Raw genomic sequence first — 17,300 nt, 5'->3', positions numbered from 1 at the left:
ATGAGGGCAGCGGATCGCTCTAGACTACGGCCGCGGCGCCCCATGCCGTAAAAGGGGCGCAAGCGAGTATCGGAGGAGGCGACTACGCATCGTTGGCGCGCCTGGTAGATCCGCATCCGCCAGATGGGTGCTTCTCCTGGCGGCTATGCCTGGCAGTATCGTTCGGCTTCCCAACGGAAAACCAGTCGGGAAAATCCTGAGGGTCGCGCGGGTAGACCCTGAGACCTGAGCCTGCGCTGAACGGGTCGCCGAACCACTGCCGGTCAGTCCGGCCGCCCGCCGCGGCATCGAATGCAACGCGTTGAAAGAGAATTAACTCTTGTCTGGACGGGTGATCGACAGGCGTCGGGCGAGGGTTTAACCTGGTTCGAGATGTTGTGGGTTCCAGTCGCGCCCCCAGTGTCCGTTGCGTTGGCCCTGCGGCTGGGTGTCGATTGCATGATGGAGGGCGCCGCCCCATCGTCCCGGCGAGCGTTTAAGGGTTCGCTGCCCCGCTTGGGGGGGCAGGTCGCCTTGGTGTTCACCGCCATAGTCCTCGTCGCCTGCGTCCTCGCGGCGATCCTCTTGGTCTCACGCGTGATTGCGGAGCAAGATGAGATCCGGCACCGTGCCGGCCAAGCTTCAGTAGCGCTGTCCTTCGCTCTCGATCAGGAAGTGGCTGCGCTAAATTACCTCCTAAAGGGACTGTCGAAGTCTCCGGCGTTGCTATCGAGCGATGCCAAAGCAGTTTACGACCAGTTCAAGGCAACGCCTGTTCCTGAGGGCTCGTGGCTAAACCTCAACGATCTCGAGCGGCAACTCGTCAATACTCTGCGTCCGTTTGGGACGACGCTGCCGCGTCACACGGACTTCGCGAACTATCAGGAGCAACTCGACCGGATCCGGGACCGGCGGTGGAGCGTCTCCGGCCGCATGCTAGGCTTGGTGAAAGGGGAAACGGTCATTGCCCTGAGCCTGCGGCTCGACGACGCGGAAGGGCGGATGACGGGCTTCATCACGACATTCCTTTCGCAGGCTCGGCTCAGTCAGATCTTGGCCGACCAAGCGGTCCCCGTTGGCTGGACAAAGGGCCTGTACGACCGCAAGTTCCTGCCGATCGCGACCGAACGCGACGGGCAGAAAGGGTTCGACATTGAGGCCCCTGCCGAGCTGGTCGCGCACCTGACCGACGCTGGCCCCGCCAGCACGATCGAAGGAGCGGTCGAGGCTGTGGACGACCGGGGTGTCCCCGTCCTAATTGCATTCCGCCGTTCGGGGGCGACGAATTGGACAACGACCGTCGCGATGCCGCTCGCGGATCTCCGGGCACCCTTGGTCGGCGCGCTCTGGCAGATGATAGCGCCCGCGGCCCTGTTGATGATAGCCGGAGGATTGGCAACCGTATTCACGGCGCGCCAGGCCGAGGCTGCACTCAGCGTCTTATCTGGCCAGCTCCTCGTTCATAAGGGCGAGGAACGGCGCGCCAAGGGCCTGCTCAAGGCATCGCTCGACGCGCTTTCGGCTCATATCGCTATTTTGGACGCCAGCGGAACGGTAATCTCGGTAAATCGGGCATGGCACAGCTTCGCGAAGCGTAACGAATACACCTCGCCCGGACACGGCGTCGGCCTCAACTACGTCGATGTCTGCCGTTCTGCGGGGCCCAACGAGAAGGCTGCCCTACTGGTCGCCGATGGCCTTTCCGCCCTCCTGTCCGGCGAGCGTTTGGAGTTCGGGACGCAATATCCCTGCGGTGATCGCTGGTTCCTGCTGCGGGCGGCGAGGTTCAGGCACGAGGGAGCGGTACATGTCGTCGTTGCCCATGAGGACATCACCGATCTCATCATCACGAAGCGGGATCTCGCCGAGACCGCCGATCGCCTCCTGCACCTCCAGGTCGAGGAGCGACAACGAATTGGCGTCGAGCTCCACGATTCCACGACCCAGCATCTCACTGCTGCGGGACTTTGCCTGGCCCGCGCACACGTATTGGCCGTCGAGCACCCCGACATCGATGCGGCCTTGGGCAGTGTCGGGACGAACATCGACGAGGCGCAGCGGGAGATCAGGACGCTGTCGTTCCTGCTCTATCCCCCCGATCTCCAACGCGACGGGCTGGCGCTCACACTGCGCGACTTCGTCCATGGCTTCGCGCGCCGGGCAGGACTGACGGTCCGCGCGCGCATCGATCTGACCATCGACGCGGCCGACGCCCAGGTGTGCTGGGCGGCTCTCCGGGTGACGCAGGAGTGCCTGGCGAACGTCCGCCGTCACGCCCGGGCGACCCGGATTACCGTCGACGCCCGTACCGAAGGCAACATGCTTCGCCTGCGCGTAGCGGACGACGGAGTCGGGTTGCCGCAAATGTCGTCCTCGGCCTCCCGACCAAAGCTTGGTGTGGGTATTCCCGGCATGCAGGCTCGGGTCCGGCAACTCGGAGGCGAGCTGTCGGTGACAGGTGGTCGGAAGGGCGTGACTGTCAGCGCAACGATGCCCTTGTCGGCCCCGCCGGTTGGCGAGGTATCGCGATTCCCGGAGGAGTGGCCTGAACCGAACTCAGGGTTTGCACCAATGGCGGGGAACAAACCACCACGGTAGTCTCGTCTACCGCTTGAGAACGGGGGCGGCCCAATGACCCGAATCCTGATCGCCGACGACCACGACGTTGTCCGGGACGGACTGCGCGCTCTGATCGAAACCCGGGGCGACTGGACGGTAGTGGCAGAGGCCCGCAACGGCCAAGAGGCCCTGGAGCTCGCGACCGCGACCCAGCCGGACGTCGTCATCCTCGACTACGCGATGCCGATTATGAATGGGGTCGAGGTGGCAAGACAACTCCGGGCACGCCGCCTCCGGGCGGAAGTGCTGATATTTACCATGCACGACGACGATGCCTTGATACGCGATGCACTCCAGGCAGGGGTAAGGGGGTGTCTGCTCAAGGCCGATGCCCGCAGTCACCTGTTCGAGGCGATCGAAACACTGGCCCGGCACAAGCCCTACATCTCTGGCAAGGTTTCTGGGGCGCTTCTCGATGCCGCCCTGGACGGTCGAAGCAGGGCGGCAAGTCCGCTCACCCCACGCGAGCGCACCATCGTCCAGCTCATTGGCGAAGGGCGGACGAACAAGGAGATCGGCCCGATCCTCCGCATCAGCATCAAAACGGTCGAGACACACCGAGCCTCCGCCTTGCGCAAGCTCGGTGCCAGGAACACGGCCGATCTGATCCGCTACGCGATCCGCAACCGCATGATCGAAGTATAGGCGAAAAAGTCGCAAGAACCTGAGGCGAACTCGGGGTCTACCCCGATAGAAGCCGCATTCGAGTCCTGTCCATCATGGCGCATCGGAAACGTTCGTAAGGGGCGCCGTCCATGCAACGGTCTCGTGTCCTTGCCTCTCATCCGCCAGCTCACGCGCCAACGCGATCTGGGGAGCTCAAGTCATGAGTGTCATGACGCCCAGCCAGCGGATTGATGTCGATCCTGTCCCACATGACGTCCAGGGTCGGAACATGGTCTGGATTCCCGGTGGCACCTTCCGAATGGGCTCCGACCGCCACTATCCCGAGGAGTCTCCGGTGCACCGAGTGACGGTCAACGGTTTCTGGATCGACCGGGCGCCTGTGACCAATCGCGAGTTCCGTCGCTTCGTCGAGTCGACGGGTCATGTCACCTTCGCCGAGCGCGATCCCGATCCCCGTGAGTACCCCGGCGCCCTGCCGCACATGCTAAAGGCGGGTTCGCTCGTCTTCAGCCCGCCTGGCCATCCGGTCGACCTTCGCAACTGGAGTCAGTGGTGGAGCTTCCGTTTCGGCGCAACGTGGCGCAAGCCGTACGGCTCGGGCTCATCAATCAAGGGGTTGGACGACCACCCCGTGGTGCACGTGACCTCTGCCGATGCCGAAGCCTACGCGGCATGGGCGTGCCGCAGCCTGCCGACGGAGGCCGAATGGGAGTTCGCTGCCCGTGGCGGTTTCGACGGCGCCGAATTCGCTTGGGGTGACGAGCTTGAGCCGGATGGTCGCCAGATGGCCAATACCTGGCAGGGCGAGTTCCCCCACCGGAACCTCTCCCTCCAGTCCTACAAGCGCACAACGCCGATCGGCGCGTTTCCGTCCAACGGCTACGGCCTCGTCGACATGATCGGCAATGTCTGGGAGTGGACCTCGGACTGGTACAGGCCGAAGCACCCCGCCGACGCTCCGAAAGCCTGCTGCATCCCCGAAAATCCTCGCGGCGGAAACGAGGACCAGAGCTACGACCCGCGCCAGCCGGAGATCCGCATCCCGCGCCGGGTCCTGAAGGGCGGCTCCCACCTGTGCGCCCCGAACTACTGCCGCCGGTACCGTCCTGCCGCGCGTCATGCCCAACCCGTCGATACGTCGACCAGCCACATCGGTTTCCGGTGCGTGGTCCGTCCAAATGGCGGTGCATGATGGCGGAGACAGTCACGCCCACCCGGATAATCGCCGATATGCACGCGACCCAGAATACAGAGCGATTTGCGAAGACTATGCGGTCGCGACGCGGGCGCTCGAATATTGGCAGAATGACCATTCGAAAGCGGAGGACGACGGCCAACTGATAAGGGAACTGGAATACGAAATTCTCGAACATCTTACAGGCCAGCAGGGAACGCCTGGCTAGCAATATGACCGTGAGAGCCGAAGCAAGTGCGCAAGCGCCGCAGCGTTCGGCGAGCTTCTCAATGACAGATCCAGGAGATCCCAGATACAGGAGAACATGGAAGATTCATTCAAGAATGTCGGCGATGTACAAAGCAGCAAGGCGCTCCGGAGGCGGCCCGCCCGCCTTCAGACGCGAGTCCTTGCGAGTGAAAATCGGGAGTCATCGATGAAAACTGCAGCTTTAACGACCACGCTTCGGACTACGGCGATTGCGCTGGGTACGATGTGTCTTTTTATGTCCGGTTCGGGCCTCACGCAGGAGCAGCCCGCCCCGGAAGGGCAGCAGCCTGCGACACCAGGGCAGCAGCAGCGGCCCGCCGCCGAAGGTGAGCAGCAAAAACCAAACATTCTGGTCATCTTCGGCGACGATATAGGCCGGACCAACGTTTCGGCCTTCAGCTTCGGGGTGATGGGCTATGAGACGCCGAATATCAACAGAATCGCTGAAGAAGGAGTTTTATTCACCGATTACTACGCTGAGCAAAGCTGCACGGCAGGCCGGTCGACTTTCATCACCGGGCAGTCGACGTTGCGTACCGGCCTGTCTAAGGTCGGTCTGCCCGGTGCCGATCTGGGGCTGCGTGCCGACGACGTGACCATAGCGTCTGCCCTTAAGGATCTCGGCTATGCCACCGGCCAGTTCGGCAAGAACCACCTCGGCGACAGGGACGAGTTCCTGCCGACGAACCACGGTTTCGACGAGTTCTTCGGAAATCTCTATCACCTCAACGCCGAGGAGGAGCCCGAGAACCGCAACTATCCGAGAGATCCGGCCTTCCGCGAGCAGTTCGGCCCGCGCGGGGTGATCCGCTCGTCCGCCGATGGAGAGATCGAGGATACCGGGCCGCTGACCAGGCAGCGGATGGAAACGGTCGACGAAGAGACCGCCGCCGCCGCGACCGACTTCATGCAGCGCCAGGCGGACCAGGGCACGCCGTTTTTCGTCTGGTACAACACGACGCGGATGCACGCCCGAACCCATGTGCGTGAGGAGAACCGCAGCGAACCCGGGTTGACCGCGTTGACTGAGTATGCGGACGGTATGATCGAGCACGACGCGCTGATCGGAGAGGTGCTCGGTTCGCTTGACGAGATGGGCGTCGCGGACAATACGATCGTGATCTACACGACCGACAACGGCCCGCACAAGAACACGTGGCCCGATGCCGGAACCTCCCCATTCCGCAGCGAAAAGAACACGAACTGGGAAGGCGCCTTCCGCGTGCCCGCCATGATCCGCTGGCCGGGACGCATCGAGCCCGGAACGGTCAGAAACGGCATCTTCTCCGGCCTCGACTGGTTCCCGACGCTCCTGACGGCCGCCGGCGACGAGGACATCAAAGACCGGCTGCTCGAAGGCACCACAATCGACGGTCGTGACTATAAGGTCCATCTCGACGGCTACAACCAGTTGCCGTATCTGACCGGTGAAACCGACGAGTCCGCGCGCAACGAGTTCTTCTACTTCAACGATGACGGTGCTCTCGTCGCGATGCGGTACGAGAACTGGAAGCTCGTTTTCGCCGAGCAGCGCGCGAGAGGTACGCTGCAGATTTGGGCCGAGCCCTTCACCAACCTTCGTATTCCGAAGATGTTCGACCTGCGCGCCGATCCGTACGAGGTGGCCGACATAACATCTAACACCTATTGGGACTGGGTGTTCGAGCACGCTTTCCTAGTCGTCCCAGCGCAAGCTCAGGTTGCGCAGTTCCTATCGACCTTCGGAGAGTATCCGCCGTCACAGCGGGCGGCAAGCTTCACGGTCGACCAGATTCAGGAGCAGCTCGAGAACAGCTTTAGTAGCTTTCACGGGCAGTGAGAATCTACCAGCCTGGCTCCCGCGGGGGGACTGCCTCCCCGCGGGCATTTGAACCGGTACAGCTCGCGAGCTGCCCGTAGGTATAGAGCGACGATCATGAAATGCTCGGGTGGTCGACATCCGGCGAGGGATCATGCTTCCCCCTGATCGTGCCTCACATCGAAGCCGAGCACGAATTCTCCAATAGCTCCGGCAGCCATTTTCGGCATCCTGTTAATGGATCAGGATGAGGCAGAAATGCTCGGTTGGCTGCTCGTCGAATTGGCCAAAGGTTGGAGCCATATATGGTCGGGCAAGTAACAGACGCGCGGGAGCAGATTAAGGACCTCAGTACTCGTATGGGGCACGCCATTATCGGTCAGCGGGAGGTGATCGACCGGCTGCTGATTGGGCTGCTGGCTAACGGCAATCTGCTGGTAGAGGGCCTTCCGGGCCTTGCCAAGACCCGGGCTATTAAGGCGCTCGCGCACAATCTAGAAGCCAAATTCAGCCGCATCCAGTTCACACCCGACCTTCTTCCGTCGGACGTGACGGGCACTGAGGTTTACCACCAGTCAGGCGATAAGGCCGAGTTCCGCTTCGAACCGGGCCCTATCTTCGCCAACATCGTGCTAGCGGACGAGATCAACCGCGCACCGGCAAAGGTGCAGGCGGCGCTTCTCGAGGCGATGGAGGAACGTCAGGTCACAGTGGCGGGCAATACCCACACCATGGAGCCGCTGTTCATGGTGATGGCGACGCAGAATCCGATTGAGCAGGAAGGCACCTATCCGCTGCCGGAGGCGCAGATGGACCGCTTCCTCATGCATGTGCTCATCACCTATCCGCCAGTTGAAGACGAGGTGGAGGTGATCCGTCTTGTACGCGGCGAGGAGATCGCCGCGATGGAGGTGCAGCAGACAAAGACGGTTTCCGAAACTCCGTCCGCCATTCCGCAGGATGCCGTCTTCGCGGCACGGCGCGAGATTGGCGCGATCCACGCGTCCGAAGCGATCGAACGCTACATGGCGGATTTGGTGAACGCCACGCGCATTCCCTCCAAATTTGGCGAAGACTTGGCGCGCTGGATCGAGATCGGCGCTAGCCCTCGCGCCTCGCTCGCGCTCGACAAATGCGGTCGCACCCATGCATGGCTGGCCGGTCGCGACTATGTCGATCCCGAGGATGTGCGCGCCATTGCACCCGATGTCCTTCGCCATCGGTTGGGTCTTACATTCGAGGCGCAGGGCGAAGGCGTCACCCCGAATAAAGTGGTCAGCGAGTTGCTCAAGCAAGTCGCACTAACCTGAGCTGAAACATGCACGACAGGCCGGCACGAATACGCGCAGGCACCGTACGCCCGGCAGGCGCGACTGAGGTCGAGGATGCGCGCATCCATGTCGATCTCGCACATCTGCGGGCGCTGGAGGCGCGTGCTCGCCGGATCGACTTTCTGCCGCGCCAGCCCGCGCGCAGCGTGCTCAACGGCCGGCATGCCTCGCGGCTGCGCGGACGGGGACTGAATTTCGAGGAATTGCGCGGCTACCTTCCAGGCGACGATGTCCGCACCATCGACTGGAAAGTGACGGCCCGCACCGGCAAGCCCCACGTCCGCGTATACACGGAGGAGCGCGACCGTCCGGCCCTGATCGTGGTTGATCAACGCATGTCGATGTTCTTTGGGTCGGTCCTGAACATGAAATCGGTGACCGCCGCCGAATGCGCCGCGCTTGCCGCCTTCCGCATCTTCGACCAGGGCGACCGGGTGGGAGGAATCGTATTCGGCGACACGGCGATTGCCGAGATCCGGCCCGGGCGCAGCCGCAAGTCGCTGACGGTCTTCCTGACGGCACTGAGCGACGCCAATGGGTTGCTGAACGCCAACCAGCCTGCGGTGACGCCGATATCGATGAACCAGGTTCTGCAATCGGTGGCGCGGATCGCGCCACGCAATCACCTGGTGCTGCTGTTCAGCGATTTCGATCAGGTCGACGAGACCACGCGTCTTCTGGTCACCGGCTTGTCGCAACATAACGACCTGGTGATCGTGCTCGTCTCCGACCCGTATGTCGAAGAGATGCCGTCGGGCGTGAAAGTGGTCGTCTCGGACGGCATGCTGCAGGCAGAAATCGACACCGCCGACAAGACGGTGCACCGCCGGCTCAAGGATATGGCGCAGGGCCGGCTGGCCGAGATCCTCAATTGGCAGCGGCAACTCGGGGTGCCGGTGCTGCCGCTGACGACGGCCCAAGACAGCGTCGAGCAGATGCGGCGGCTGATGGGCCTGCCCGGGCGAAGGCGATGAATGGCGAGTCTCAACCCGTCACGCTGCTCGATCTGCTCGATCGGCTGGTCGAGCCATCGGAGCCGCCGCCAGTCTCGATGATGCCGCAGACCTGGGGCTGGGCGGTGCTGGCGCTGATCCTCCTGGCAGTCTGCATTTTCGTCGCGATTCACATGCGGCGCCGTTACCGCGCCAACGCCTATCGCCGGTATGCGATCAAGGAACTGGAAGCGGCGAGGAATGACCCCGCAGCGATCGCTGCAATCCTCCGGCGCACCGCGCTCGCCGCCTATCCGCGGAGCGAGGTCGCGGGGCTTGCCGGCGACGACTGGCTGTATTTTCTGGACGCGCAGGTTTCCAGGAAAGACTTTTCGGAAGGGTCCGGGCGGTTGGTGGCGGCCGCTCCGTATCGAGCCACGCAACGCGAGCCGGCGCTCTACGCAGTCGCGAAAGACTGGATCGTTCGGCACCGGCCGGAGAAGATGCCATGATCACGCTGGCTTTTCCCTGGGCGCTGCTTCTACTGCCACTGCCGCTTCTCCTATGGCTGTTGTTTCCGCCGCATCGCGAGCGTGTGCCGGCGCTGCGCTTCCCCTTCTTCAGGCAGATCGTCGAGACCGCCGGCTTCAGGCCGGGCGAGGGCGCAGTCGTTCTGTCGCGAACGCGCCTGCAGATGGCTGCGGCCATATTGGTGTGGGCACTGCTGGTCCTCGCCCTGGCCCGGCCGGAGCGCTTGGGCGAGCCGGTCGAAATCAACAAATCCGCGAGGGACGTCATTCTCGCCATAGACATATCGGGCTCGATGGACGCGAAGGACTTCATCGCCCCCAACGGCACGCAAAAGCAGCGGCTGGAGGGAGTTCGCGGCGTCGTCGAAAATTTCATCGCCGGGCGCGAAGGCGACCGCATGGCGCTCATCGTGTTCGGTTCCAAGGCCTATGTGCAGGCCCCGCTGACGGAAGACCTCCAGACCATCAGCGAGCTGTTAAGCCAGACGGAGGTGGGCATGGCTGGGCCGCACACGGCGCTCGGCGATGCGATCGGCCTGGCGATCCGCACCTTCGAGGCCAGCAATATCGAACAGCGGCTCCTGATCCTGCTTTCGGACGGAACGGATACGGGCAGCCGCATGAGCCCCGTGAACGCTGCCGAAATCGCGAATGATCAGGATATTGAAATTTACACGATCGGGGTTGGCGATCCGAACGCCTCAGGCGAGAATCGCGTCGATCTCGCGACGCTGAAAGACATCGCAAGCCGCACAGGCGGAGCGTATTTCTTTGCCGAAAACGAGGCAGGCCTGCAGCAGGTCTACGACAGGATCGACCAACTCGCGCCGCGCCAGGTGGAGACACTATCCTACCGGCCGCGGCAGGCCCTCGCCTTCCTGCCCCTGGCGGCGGCCGGCGTGATCGGAACGATCACCATTGCATGGCTTTCCCTGGGCAGTGCGCGCAGGAGGCTGCGGGCATGACGGAAATCCAGCTCTTCCTCGACGCGTTCCATTTCCTCCGACCTGCTGGGCTCCTGCTGGTGCCGGTGATCGGATTGATCTGGTTCTTCGTGCGGCATCGCGCGTCGCGTCCCGTGCAGGAGACGGAAGGGATCGCTTCGCATCTGCGCAAGGCGCTGACAGTCGGCGGCAGGCGCAAGGGCCATGTGCTGCCAATCGACGGAGTGGCGCTGGGTCTGATGCTCGCGGCGCTCGGAGCCGCCGGGCCGACCTGGTCGCGCATGCCCGACCCCTTTGTTGCGCAGACCGCTCCCCTTGTGGTTGCGCTGAAAGTCACTTCGTCCATGACGGATGACGACCTGGCCCCTACTCGGCTGGAACGGGCGAAGCAGAAGATCCGCGATCTCCTAGAATTGCGGGCCGGCGGGCGCACCGCCCTGATCGCCTATGCCGGCTCGGCGCATTCGGTGGTGCCCATGACCGAAGATCCGGGCGTCGTGCGGCCTTACCTCCAAGGCCTGACACCCGACGTCATGCCGAAGGACGGCGCCGATGCGGCAGCGGCTCTCGAACTCGCCCGCAGCACACTCGCCAAGGAGAATTCGCTCGGAGGAATATTGTTCGTGGCCGATTCCGTCGACACGGCCGATGTCAACGCACTCGGCAATATAGAGGGCACCAGCCTCGCGCTGCTCGCCATGCTGCCGGAGGGCGTGAACGACCAGGGCATGGACCGCCTCAGCATCCCAGTTGTCCGCGTCACTCCGGATGACGACGATGTGCACACGCTCGAAGGCACGCTGAATGCCGCCTATGAGCGCGCCTTGACCGAGGAGGGGAGCCAGCCCTGGGACGATCGCGGGTGGATGCTCGGCTGGCCGGCCGCGTTGCTTGGTCTCCTCTGGTTTCGCCACGGCTGGACGATGCGCTGGTCGTTCCTGCTTGCGCTTTGCATTGGCATGATGCCGTCCCCGCCCGCTCATGCCGAAGGCATCGCAGACTGGTTCCTGACTTTGGACCAGCAAGGCCGCCTGGCTTATCAGCGCAAGGATTACGATCGCGCAGCGGAACTGTTCGCCGATCCGATGTGGAAGGGCGAGGCGCTCTACCGGGACGGCCAGTATAGCGAGGCCGCGAAAGTATTCGCCCGTCTGGACACGGCGGATGCCGCCTTCCACGCAGGGATGGCGCATCTAAGGGGGCGCGAATACCGGGAAGGGATCGCCGCTTTCGAAACCGCTCTCGAGCGGGACCCGAATTTCCCTGGTGCGGCCGAAAATCTCGAGACCGCCAAGGAGATCCTCGACTACGTCGAAACAAGCCGGGAGCAGTCCGATACTGGCGAAGAATCCGGCGAGGGCGCTGACGACATCGTCCTGGACAATGAGGATGCACGCGGGGCCGATACCCAGATCCAGAGCGGAGACGAAGGCGAACTGCTGACTGCCGACCAGTGGATGAACACGGTCGACACCGATCCCGGCGACTTTCTGCGCCAGCGCTTCGCAATCGAGGACGCGACAAGACAATGAGGCTGCTCTTTTGCATCATCATTTCGATTGCGATGTCGGTCGGCGCTGTTCGCGCGCAGCAGCTGGACCAGCAGCCAATTGTCGAAACCGAGTTGGACAAGTCGGAAGTAGTGCCGGGCCAGTACGCGACGCTTCGCGTGAGGGTCCTCGTGCCGACCTGGCTGCCGCGTCCGGTGGAATTTCCCTCCATGGAGACGCCCAACATGCGGGTGCGCCTGCCGGAGCGGTCGACCAATCCGACGAGCCGCACAATCGACGGCACGGAATGGTCGGGAGTGAGCCGGAGCTACCTGATTTCGCCCATGCTGGCGGGAAGGTTTGACATTCCTGCCCAGAATATCGTCGTCACATACGCCATTCCCGGAAGTTCCGACGTCGCTCAGGCGATTCTGCAAACGCAACCCGTCAGGATCACGGGCATCGTGCCGCAAGGCGCCGAGGGTCTTGCCCCCTTCATTGCGGCAGACAGCCTGGAGCTGACGCAGGAGGTGACACAACCTACGACCGTCCTGCAGCCGGGGCAGAGCGTCAAGCGGACCGTGACGGCGCAAATCGTTGGCGCATCGCCGATCGTGCTTCCCCAACTGATGCCCGAAGTCCGGATCGACGGGATCGCCGTCTACCCCGATGAGCCGTCGGTCAGCGAAGTGGACGATCGCAGCGTCCTTTCAGGGACGCGGACCGAGACCGTCACCCTGATGGCAGAAGGAGGCTCTGCGGGCCATGTGTCTGGAATCGAGCTGCGCTGGTTCAACCTGAAGTCGGGCGCGATCGAAATGGCCACGCTCGACGGCTTCGACATATCCGTCGAGGGGCCGCCTGCCTCGAGGCCGGCTCCCGAACGCTCGACGCTGATGTTGGCGGCTGCCGGGCTTGCGGCCCTTGTCGGACTTGCAGTGCTCGCGCTCCTGATCCGGTGGGCCTGGCCCCGGGCAGCGTCCGCATATCATCTCAGGCGTGCCCGTCGCCTTGCCAGCAAGGCCTGGGCGCAAAGCGTGATGTTGAAGGCCATTCACAGGCACGACTATCCTGCGACATTGCGCGCGGTCGATGAATGGGCCTCACGCCCGCCGGTCACGGAGGCGGCGCGGCTCGCCCCCGTCCATCAGGCTCTGACGGGAATCGGCCGATCGATCTACGGTCAAACCAAAGGGAGACCTCGGTCCAGCGACTGGCGAGCCGTAAGTGAAGCGGTGAGGCGGGCCTTGGCTGCGCCTGTCGGCAACGGCGTTTATTTGCTTCCGCCCCTCAATCCGGGAACTGCCCCGGCTGTTGCCCAAGCTACGCATCCTGCGGATGCTCCCGTTTCTTTCGGGGAGGCATAGCCATGGCCAAAAAATTTCCGACCGCCTTTACGATCCTGTTCATCCTTATCGCGGTCGTGGCCGCCCTGACCTGGGTTATTCCGGCTGGTCAATTCGACCGCGCATACAACGAGGCGATCGGGCACGAAGCCCCGGTGGCAGGCACGTATAAAGAGGTCGAGCCTAGCCCACAGGGCCTGCTAGCCATCCTGATGGCGCCGATTGGCGGCCTTTACGACCCGGCCACCAAGACCGCCAATGCCGTGGACATTGCGGTCTTCGTGCTGGTTATCGGCGGCTTTCTTGGCGTCGTCACCAAGACCGGGGCTATCGATGCTCGCATCGGCGCGCTGCTCAACGCCCTAAAGGGTCGCGAGATCTGGATGGTCCCCATCCTCATGACGGCCTTCGCTGCCGGCGGCACCAGTTACGGCATGGCGGAGGAAAGTCTCGCCTTCTATACGATCGTGCTGCCGGTGTTCATCCGCGCGGGCTACGATGCTCTCACGGGCGTGGCGGTGATCATGCTCGGCGCCGGGATCGGCACGCTCGGCTCGACCTTCAACGCCTTTGCCACCGTCATTGCCTCGAACGCTGCCGGCGTGCCTTTCACCGAGGGACTGCTGCTGCGCGTCTTCATCCTGACTGTTTGCCTGGCCGCGGGCATCCTGTTCGTGATGCGCTATGCGATGCGTGTGAGAGACGACCCCGAATCGTCCATCGTCGCCGCCCAGCGCGAGGAGAACATCGGACATTTCCTCAAGGGCGCCGGGAAGGGCGCGGCGCTGCCCGAACTCAATCGCGCTCGCGGCATTATCCTGGCCCTGTTCGGGCTGACTTTCGTGACGATGCTTTACGGCGTCGTCGCCCTGGACTGGTGGATGGGCGAAATGTCTGCGCTGTTCCTCGGAATGGCGATCCTCACCTGGCTTGTCGGCAAGATCGACGACAGCACGCGGATGGATGAGCATGCCTTCGTTGACACTTTTCTCAACGGCGCGCGGGATCTGCTCGGTGTCGCCCTCATCATAGGCGTGGCCCGCGGCATCGTCGTCGTCATGGACGCGGGTAAGATCACCGACACGATCCTGCATACGCTGGCAGGCTCGCTAGCAGGGCTCGGCAACGTGCTCTTCATCAACACGATGCTCTTCTTTCAAATGATCCTGTCGTTCCTCGTTCCCTCATCTTCGGGCTTGGCCGTACTGACCATGCCGATCCTGGCGCCGCTGTCCACATAGGCGGCCATGTTGGGCGTGCCGGCGAAGAAGGTGTTGGATGCGATGGAGATCACCCGCCCGGCCTTCTTCTTCGCGCGCATCTGGTCCGTCGCGGCGCGCGTGACGATGAACGTTCCGGTCAGGTTGACGTCGATGATCTTGCGCCAGTGGGCAAGGTCCACGTCGTCCCATGCCACGAAGGGCACGATGGCGGCGTTGTTGACGAGGACATCGACGCCACCGGTCCTGCTGTCGATCTGCGCGAACATGGATGCGACGGCATCGGGGTCCGAAATGTCCGCGGCGATCGCGAACGCCCCATTGCCGATCGACGCGGCCGCGGCGGCTGCGCCTTCGGCATTGATATCGCTCACCACGACCGTCGCGCCATCGGCCGCCAGCCTTGCGGCGATCGCCTTGCCGATGCCCTGTGCCGCGCCCTTGACCAGCGCCGTGCGCCCTGAAAGTCTTCCGCTCATCCTGGATCCCCTGTTACCCGACTGGTTCATCTGCGTTGATTTCGGCGATGGCGGCCGCGACGCCGGCCGCTGTATCTGTCTTCACACCAGCCGCGTCGAGCGACCCGCCAAGGGCTGCGAGCGCGGCGACGGCGTAGATCGGCTGGGCCGTCGGGCCCATGTGCCCGATGCGCGTCAGCTTGCCGAGCGTCTCGCCCCGGCCCGACGAGAAGACGACGCCATAGCGCGAACGCACCTCGCGCCGAAGGACTGCCTCGTCGATGCCCTGGGGCGTCCTGAACGCTGTGGTCGTCGGCGAGGCGATCTCCTCGCGAACAGTGCAGCCGAGATCGACGACTTCATCGCGCAGTCGGTCATCACGCACCATCATCCCTGCGGCACCTGCCGGATGGGCAAGGACGCGGGCGCCGTCGTCGACGCCGATCTGCGGCTCAAAGCGCTCGACAATCTCTTTGTCGTGGACGCATCGATCATGCCCAGCCTAACCGCCGGGCCGATTCACGCTGCCGTTCTCGTGATCGCCGAGACCTTCGCACGGACCATGAACATAGAATCTTGAGCAGACTATAGTGATCGGCCCCACCGACGAATCCGGTTAGACTTTCAGTGGATTGCTAGCAGATGGTAACTGAACGGTTTACACTGAAGCAAAGGCCGAAAGATAGACTTCCAGCACCGCTGGCATCTTGCCGATCGAGGAGCGCCGACGCACGTTGTTGTAATGGCGGCGCCAGCTCTTGATGAGGATCCGGGCCTCGGCGAAATACTGCCAAAGTAGTGCTAGTGGACGCCTCTCCGGTCGTGCCGTGAGATCCGTCAGCACCGGCTGCAATCCGTCGGAGCTTCGGCACTAAGGAGGTGGTGTCGGGTCTTAGTAGGTGCAGCGTCACGGCATGCCGGGCTTGGCTACTTATCCGCCCCTGGCCGTTGGGGAAATGTCTCTACGACTTGGCCACTTTCCGACGGGGGGCTGGCCGCGCCTTCTTTTCCTTGGAAGGACTGCTCGTCGTTTCGACTTTCGAGCTAGCCTCAGAAGCAGCAGGGGCGTTGGGTCTGCGTCCCAGCCCGAGTTGCTTCGCCAGAGCAGACCGTCGTGCCGAGTACGCTGGTGCAACCATTGGGTAATCCGGACGAAGGCCCCATTTCTCACGATACTCTGCGGGATCAAGGCCATGGGCTTTCCCGAGATGTCGTTTCAGCGAAGCATGTGGCTTTCCGCAATCCATGCAGAAGATCTGTTCGCCCTTTATTGACTTCCGGATGGAGACAGCCGGAACAAGCGTCTCGACCTCAGATAAGGTTGAGTGCCCCAAATCCGCCAAAGCGCTCTGAACTGTGGCAATTAGATCAGGAACGCCCGCGGCGGGCAGCGAATTTTGCGAAACAAAAGCTGCCACGATCCTTGCGGCCAGCTCGATCGAAATGTTCCCATCCGCCACCGCCTCATCGAATCCCTTTTGCACATTCCTGCCGGTCATGTTCATGCTTCTCGCCATCCTTGTTGTCGTCCGAAGAATCTGAATAACCAACCTTTAACATACCCCCGCGCACAACCGTAGACACACATCACAAGAAGCAAGTCACGCATTCTCATTTCACCACCCGGTTGCGGCGAAGATGCAGGGCACACTTCTGAGGCTGACCCCCAACAGGTGGGCAAGGGCCTTCGCATCTGGTTCTGAAACGGCAAGACCATCGGAATGGCGGCTCAAAAGACTCTCGCCGAACCGGCCCAGGTACAGTTGATTGACCCCGGCGGTTTGCGCCGCTGTTGCGCAAGGACGCCGCGTGCGCGAACCTCATGTGGCGATCCGGCGCGATGTCTCGCCGGTAAACGCCGTGCTGCAGCACTTCAAGTTCCCCCAGCGCCGTAGAGGAGTTCCATGCGGTGGCGAAGCGCGGCGCCCATCTCGTAAAGCCTGTAGATTCGTTTTGGGTTCACCGGCCAGCCCTCCCGCCGCAGCAGGACGTGGACGCGGCGATAGCCATAGCGCACCCGCGTCTCGGTGATCTCCCGGATACGCTTCATGAGAGCGGCCTGATCGCCGCGCCGGGATCGGTAGGTGTAGAGCGAGCGATCGATCTTCAGGGCAGAGCAGGCCCGCCTGACCGACACCTTCCAGTACGCTCGAACCTCGTCCACCAGCCGGCGCCGACGAGCAGGCCTCAGAGCTTTTTTTGCAGCACGTCCTGCAACATCGCCTTGTCGAGAGACAGGTCCGCCACCAGCCGCTTCAGCTTGCCGTTCTCCTCCTCGAGCTGGCGCAGCTTCTTCACCTCCGACGGCATCATTCCGCCGTAGCGCTTGCGCCAATTGTAGAAGGTGGCATCCGAAATCCCGGCCTTGCGGCAGACCTCCGCCACCGCCGTGCCCTCATCGGCCTGCTTCAGAACGAACGCGATCTGCGCCTCGGTGAACTTCGACTTCTTCATGGAATTCTCCTCGTTCCGATCCCGGGATCATAAATGGAAAAATCCAACTCAGAACGGTCCGAATTCCGGGAGGCACGTCACATGAATAGAGAAAGTTAAAATAGTTCGCTGCGCAGTGTAATGCTTCG

At 62.8% G+C, this 17,300-nt stretch carries 14 protein-coding genes and 3 pseudogenes; 12 read left to right on the top strand and 5 right to left on the bottom strand.

Annotation, left to right across the window (positions count from 1 at the left end; genetic code table 11):
• The first annotated feature begins 516 nt into the window (after nucleotides 1-516).
• The 11 genes from GGR03_RS23345 to GGR03_RS23295 all read left to right on the top strand — a co-directional run bounded on the left by GGR03_RS23345 (nucleotide 517) and on the right by GGR03_RS23295 (nucleotide 14,281).
• Nucleotides 517-2,577, top strand: a complete 2,061-nt coding sequence (locus GGR03_RS23345) for a sensor histidine kinase (RefSeq protein ID WP_252920363.1) — start codon at nucleotides 517-519, stop codon at nucleotides 2,575-2,577.
• Nucleotides 2,578-2,610: 33 nt separating this feature from the next.
• Nucleotides 2,611-3,243 carry a response regulator gene (locus GGR03_RS23340; RefSeq protein WP_183211227.1) on the top strand — a complete coding sequence of 211 codons (633 nt, stop codon included), beginning with the start codon at nucleotides 2,611-2,613 and terminating at the stop codon, nucleotides 3,241-3,243.
• A 190-nt stretch (nucleotides 3,244-3,433) separates the two neighbouring features.
• Nucleotides 3,434-4,417 (top strand): formylglycine-generating enzyme family protein, encoded by a 984-nt coding sequence (locus GGR03_RS23335; protein WP_183211353.1) that lies wholly within the window; start codon nucleotides 3,434-3,436, stop codon nucleotides 4,415-4,417.
• Nucleotides 4,418-4,835: 418 nt separating this feature from the next.
• Nucleotides 4,836-6,488 carry an arylsulfatase gene (locus tag GGR03_RS23330; RefSeq protein ID WP_246368450.1) on the top strand — a complete coding sequence of 551 codons (1,653 nt, stop codon included), beginning with the start codon at nucleotides 4,836-4,838 and terminating at the stop codon, nucleotides 6,486-6,488.
• Between the two features lie 284 nt (nucleotides 6,489-6,772).
• A complete protein-coding gene (locus GGR03_RS23325) occupies nucleotides 6,773-7,777 on the top strand; it encodes an AAA family ATPase (protein WP_183211226.1) in 1,005 nt (334 codons plus the stop codon).
• Between the two features lie 8 nt (nucleotides 7,778-7,785).
• Nucleotides 7,786-8,772 carry a DUF58 domain-containing protein gene (locus GGR03_RS23320; protein WP_183211225.1) on the top strand — a complete coding sequence of 329 codons (987 nt, stop codon included), beginning with the start codon at nucleotides 7,786-7,788 and terminating at the stop codon, nucleotides 8,770-8,772.
• A complete protein-coding gene (locus GGR03_RS23315; protein ID WP_183211224.1) occupies nucleotides 8,769-9,242 on the top strand; it encodes a DUF4381 domain-containing protein in 474 nt (157 codons plus the stop codon). Before GGR03_RS23320 ends, GGR03_RS23315 begins: the two co-directional genes overlap by 4 nt.
• On the top strand, nucleotides 9,239-10,225 hold the full coding sequence (locus tag GGR03_RS23310; RefSeq protein ID WP_183211223.1) for a VWA domain-containing protein: 987 nt from the start codon (nucleotides 9,239-9,241) through the stop codon (nucleotides 10,223-10,225). The genes GGR03_RS23315 and GGR03_RS23310 overlap by 4 nt, the downstream gene beginning before the upstream one ends.
• 59 nt (nucleotides 10,226-10,284) lie before the next feature.
• A complete protein-coding gene (locus GGR03_RS23305; protein WP_210292272.1) occupies nucleotides 10,285-11,736 on the top strand; it encodes a VWA domain-containing protein in 1,452 nt (483 codons plus the stop codon).
• Nucleotides 11,733-13,061 carry a BatD family protein gene (locus tag GGR03_RS23300; protein ID WP_183211221.1) on the top strand — a complete coding sequence of 443 codons (1,329 nt, stop codon included), beginning with the start codon at nucleotides 11,733-11,735 and terminating at the stop codon, nucleotides 13,059-13,061. The genes GGR03_RS23305 and GGR03_RS23300 overlap by 4 nt, the downstream gene beginning before the upstream one ends.
• 2 nt (nucleotides 13,062-13,063) lie before the next feature.
• On the top strand, nucleotides 13,064-14,281 hold the full coding sequence (locus GGR03_RS23295) for a YfcC family protein (RefSeq protein WP_183211220.1): 1,218 nt from the start codon (nucleotides 13,064-13,066) through the stop codon (nucleotides 14,279-14,281).
• Here the strand turns inward: GGR03_RS23295 and GGR03_RS23290 are convergent.
• On the bottom strand, nucleotides 14,197-14,739 hold the full coding sequence (locus tag GGR03_RS23290) for an SDR family NAD(P)-dependent oxidoreductase (protein WP_246368449.1): 543 nt from the start codon (nucleotides 14,737-14,739) through the stop codon (nucleotides 14,197-14,199). The genes GGR03_RS23295 and GGR03_RS23290 overlap by 85 nt on opposite strands.
• 13 nt (nucleotides 14,740-14,752) lie before the next feature.
• Complete coding sequence (locus tag GGR03_RS23285; RefSeq protein ID WP_246368495.1) at nucleotides 14,753-15,103, bottom strand: hypothetical protein; 351 nt, start codon at nucleotides 15,101-15,103, stop codon at nucleotides 14,753-14,755.
• Here GGR03_RS23285 and GGR03_RS23280 point away from each other — a divergent pair.
• Nucleotides 15,050-15,298, top strand: a pseudogene (locus GGR03_RS23280) (GMC oxidoreductase); the annotation flags it as partial. The gene GGR03_RS23285 and the pseudogene GGR03_RS23280 sit on opposite strands and share 54 nt — an antisense overlap.
• A gap of 108 nt (nucleotides 15,299-15,406) precedes the next feature.
• On the opposite strand, the pseudogene GGR03_RS24965 reads toward GGR03_RS23280, so the two are convergent.
• The 3 genes and pseudogenes from GGR03_RS24965 to GGR03_RS24540 all read right to left on the bottom strand — a co-directional run.
• A pseudogene (locus GGR03_RS24965) lies at nucleotides 15,407-15,499 on the bottom strand (integrase core domain-containing protein); the annotation flags it as partial.
• A 181-nt stretch (nucleotides 15,500-15,680) separates the two neighbouring features.
• On the bottom strand, nucleotides 15,681-16,223 hold the full coding sequence (locus GGR03_RS23270) for a Ros/MucR family transcriptional regulator (protein ID WP_343058977.1): 543 nt from the start codon (nucleotides 16,221-16,223) through the stop codon (nucleotides 15,681-15,683).
• A 401-nt stretch (nucleotides 16,224-16,624) separates the two neighbouring features.
• Nucleotides 16,625-17,172 (bottom strand): annotated as a pseudogene (locus GGR03_RS24540) (transposase); the annotation flags it as partial.
• Nucleotides 17,173-17,300: the final 128 nt, after the last annotated feature.

The sequence above is a fragment of the Aurantimonas endophytica genome, from assembly GCF_014196845.1.
Lineage (GTDB): Bacteria > Pseudomonadota > Alphaproteobacteria > Rhizobiales > Rhizobiaceae > Aurantimonas > Aurantimonas endophytica.
The sequence above is the reverse complement of the archived record's forward strand: the minus strand, read 5'-3'. Positions and strand labels throughout refer to the sequence as shown.

Bases quoted from the DNA above. Each gene is read 5' to 3' on its own strand.
- GGR03_RS23340 (WP_183211227.1), top strand. From the start codon at position 2,611: ATGACCCGAATCCTGATCGCCGACGACCACGACGTTGTCCGGGACGGA.
- GGR03_RS23335 (WP_183211353.1), top strand. From the start codon at position 3,434: ATGACGCCCAGCCAGCGGATTGATGTCGATCCTGTCCCACATGACGTC.
- GGR03_RS23330 (WP_246368450.1), top strand. From the start codon at position 4,836: ATGAAAACTGCAGCTTTAACGACCACGCTTCGGACTACGGCGATTGCG.
- GGR03_RS23325 (WP_183211226.1), top strand. From the start codon at position 6,773: ATGGTCGGGCAAGTAACAGACGCGCGGGAGCAGATTAAGGACCTCAGT.
- GGR03_RS23320 (WP_183211225.1), top strand. From the start codon at position 7,786: ATGCACGACAGGCCGGCACGAATACGCGCAGGCACCGTACGCCCGGCA.
- GGR03_RS23315 (WP_183211224.1), top strand. From the start codon at position 8,769: ATGAATGGCGAGTCTCAACCCGTCACGCTGCTCGATCTGCTCGATCGG.
- GGR03_RS23310 (WP_183211223.1), top strand. From the start codon at position 9,239: ATGATCACGCTGGCTTTTCCCTGGGCGCTGCTTCTACTGCCACTGCCG.
- GGR03_RS23300 (WP_183211221.1), top strand. From the start codon at position 11,733: ATGAGGCTGCTCTTTTGCATCATCATTTCGATTGCGATGTCGGTCGGC.
- GGR03_RS23295 (WP_183211220.1), top strand. From the start codon at position 13,064: ATGGCCAAAAAATTTCCGACCGCCTTTACGATCCTGTTCATCCTTATC.
- GGR03_RS23290 (WP_246368449.1), bottom strand. From the start codon at position 14,739: ATGAGCGGAAGACTTTCAGGGCGCACGGCGCTGGTCAAGGGCGCGGCA.
- GGR03_RS23270 (WP_343058977.1), bottom strand. From the start codon at position 16,223: ATGAACATGACCGGCAGGAATGTGCAAAAGGGATTCGATGAGGCGGTG.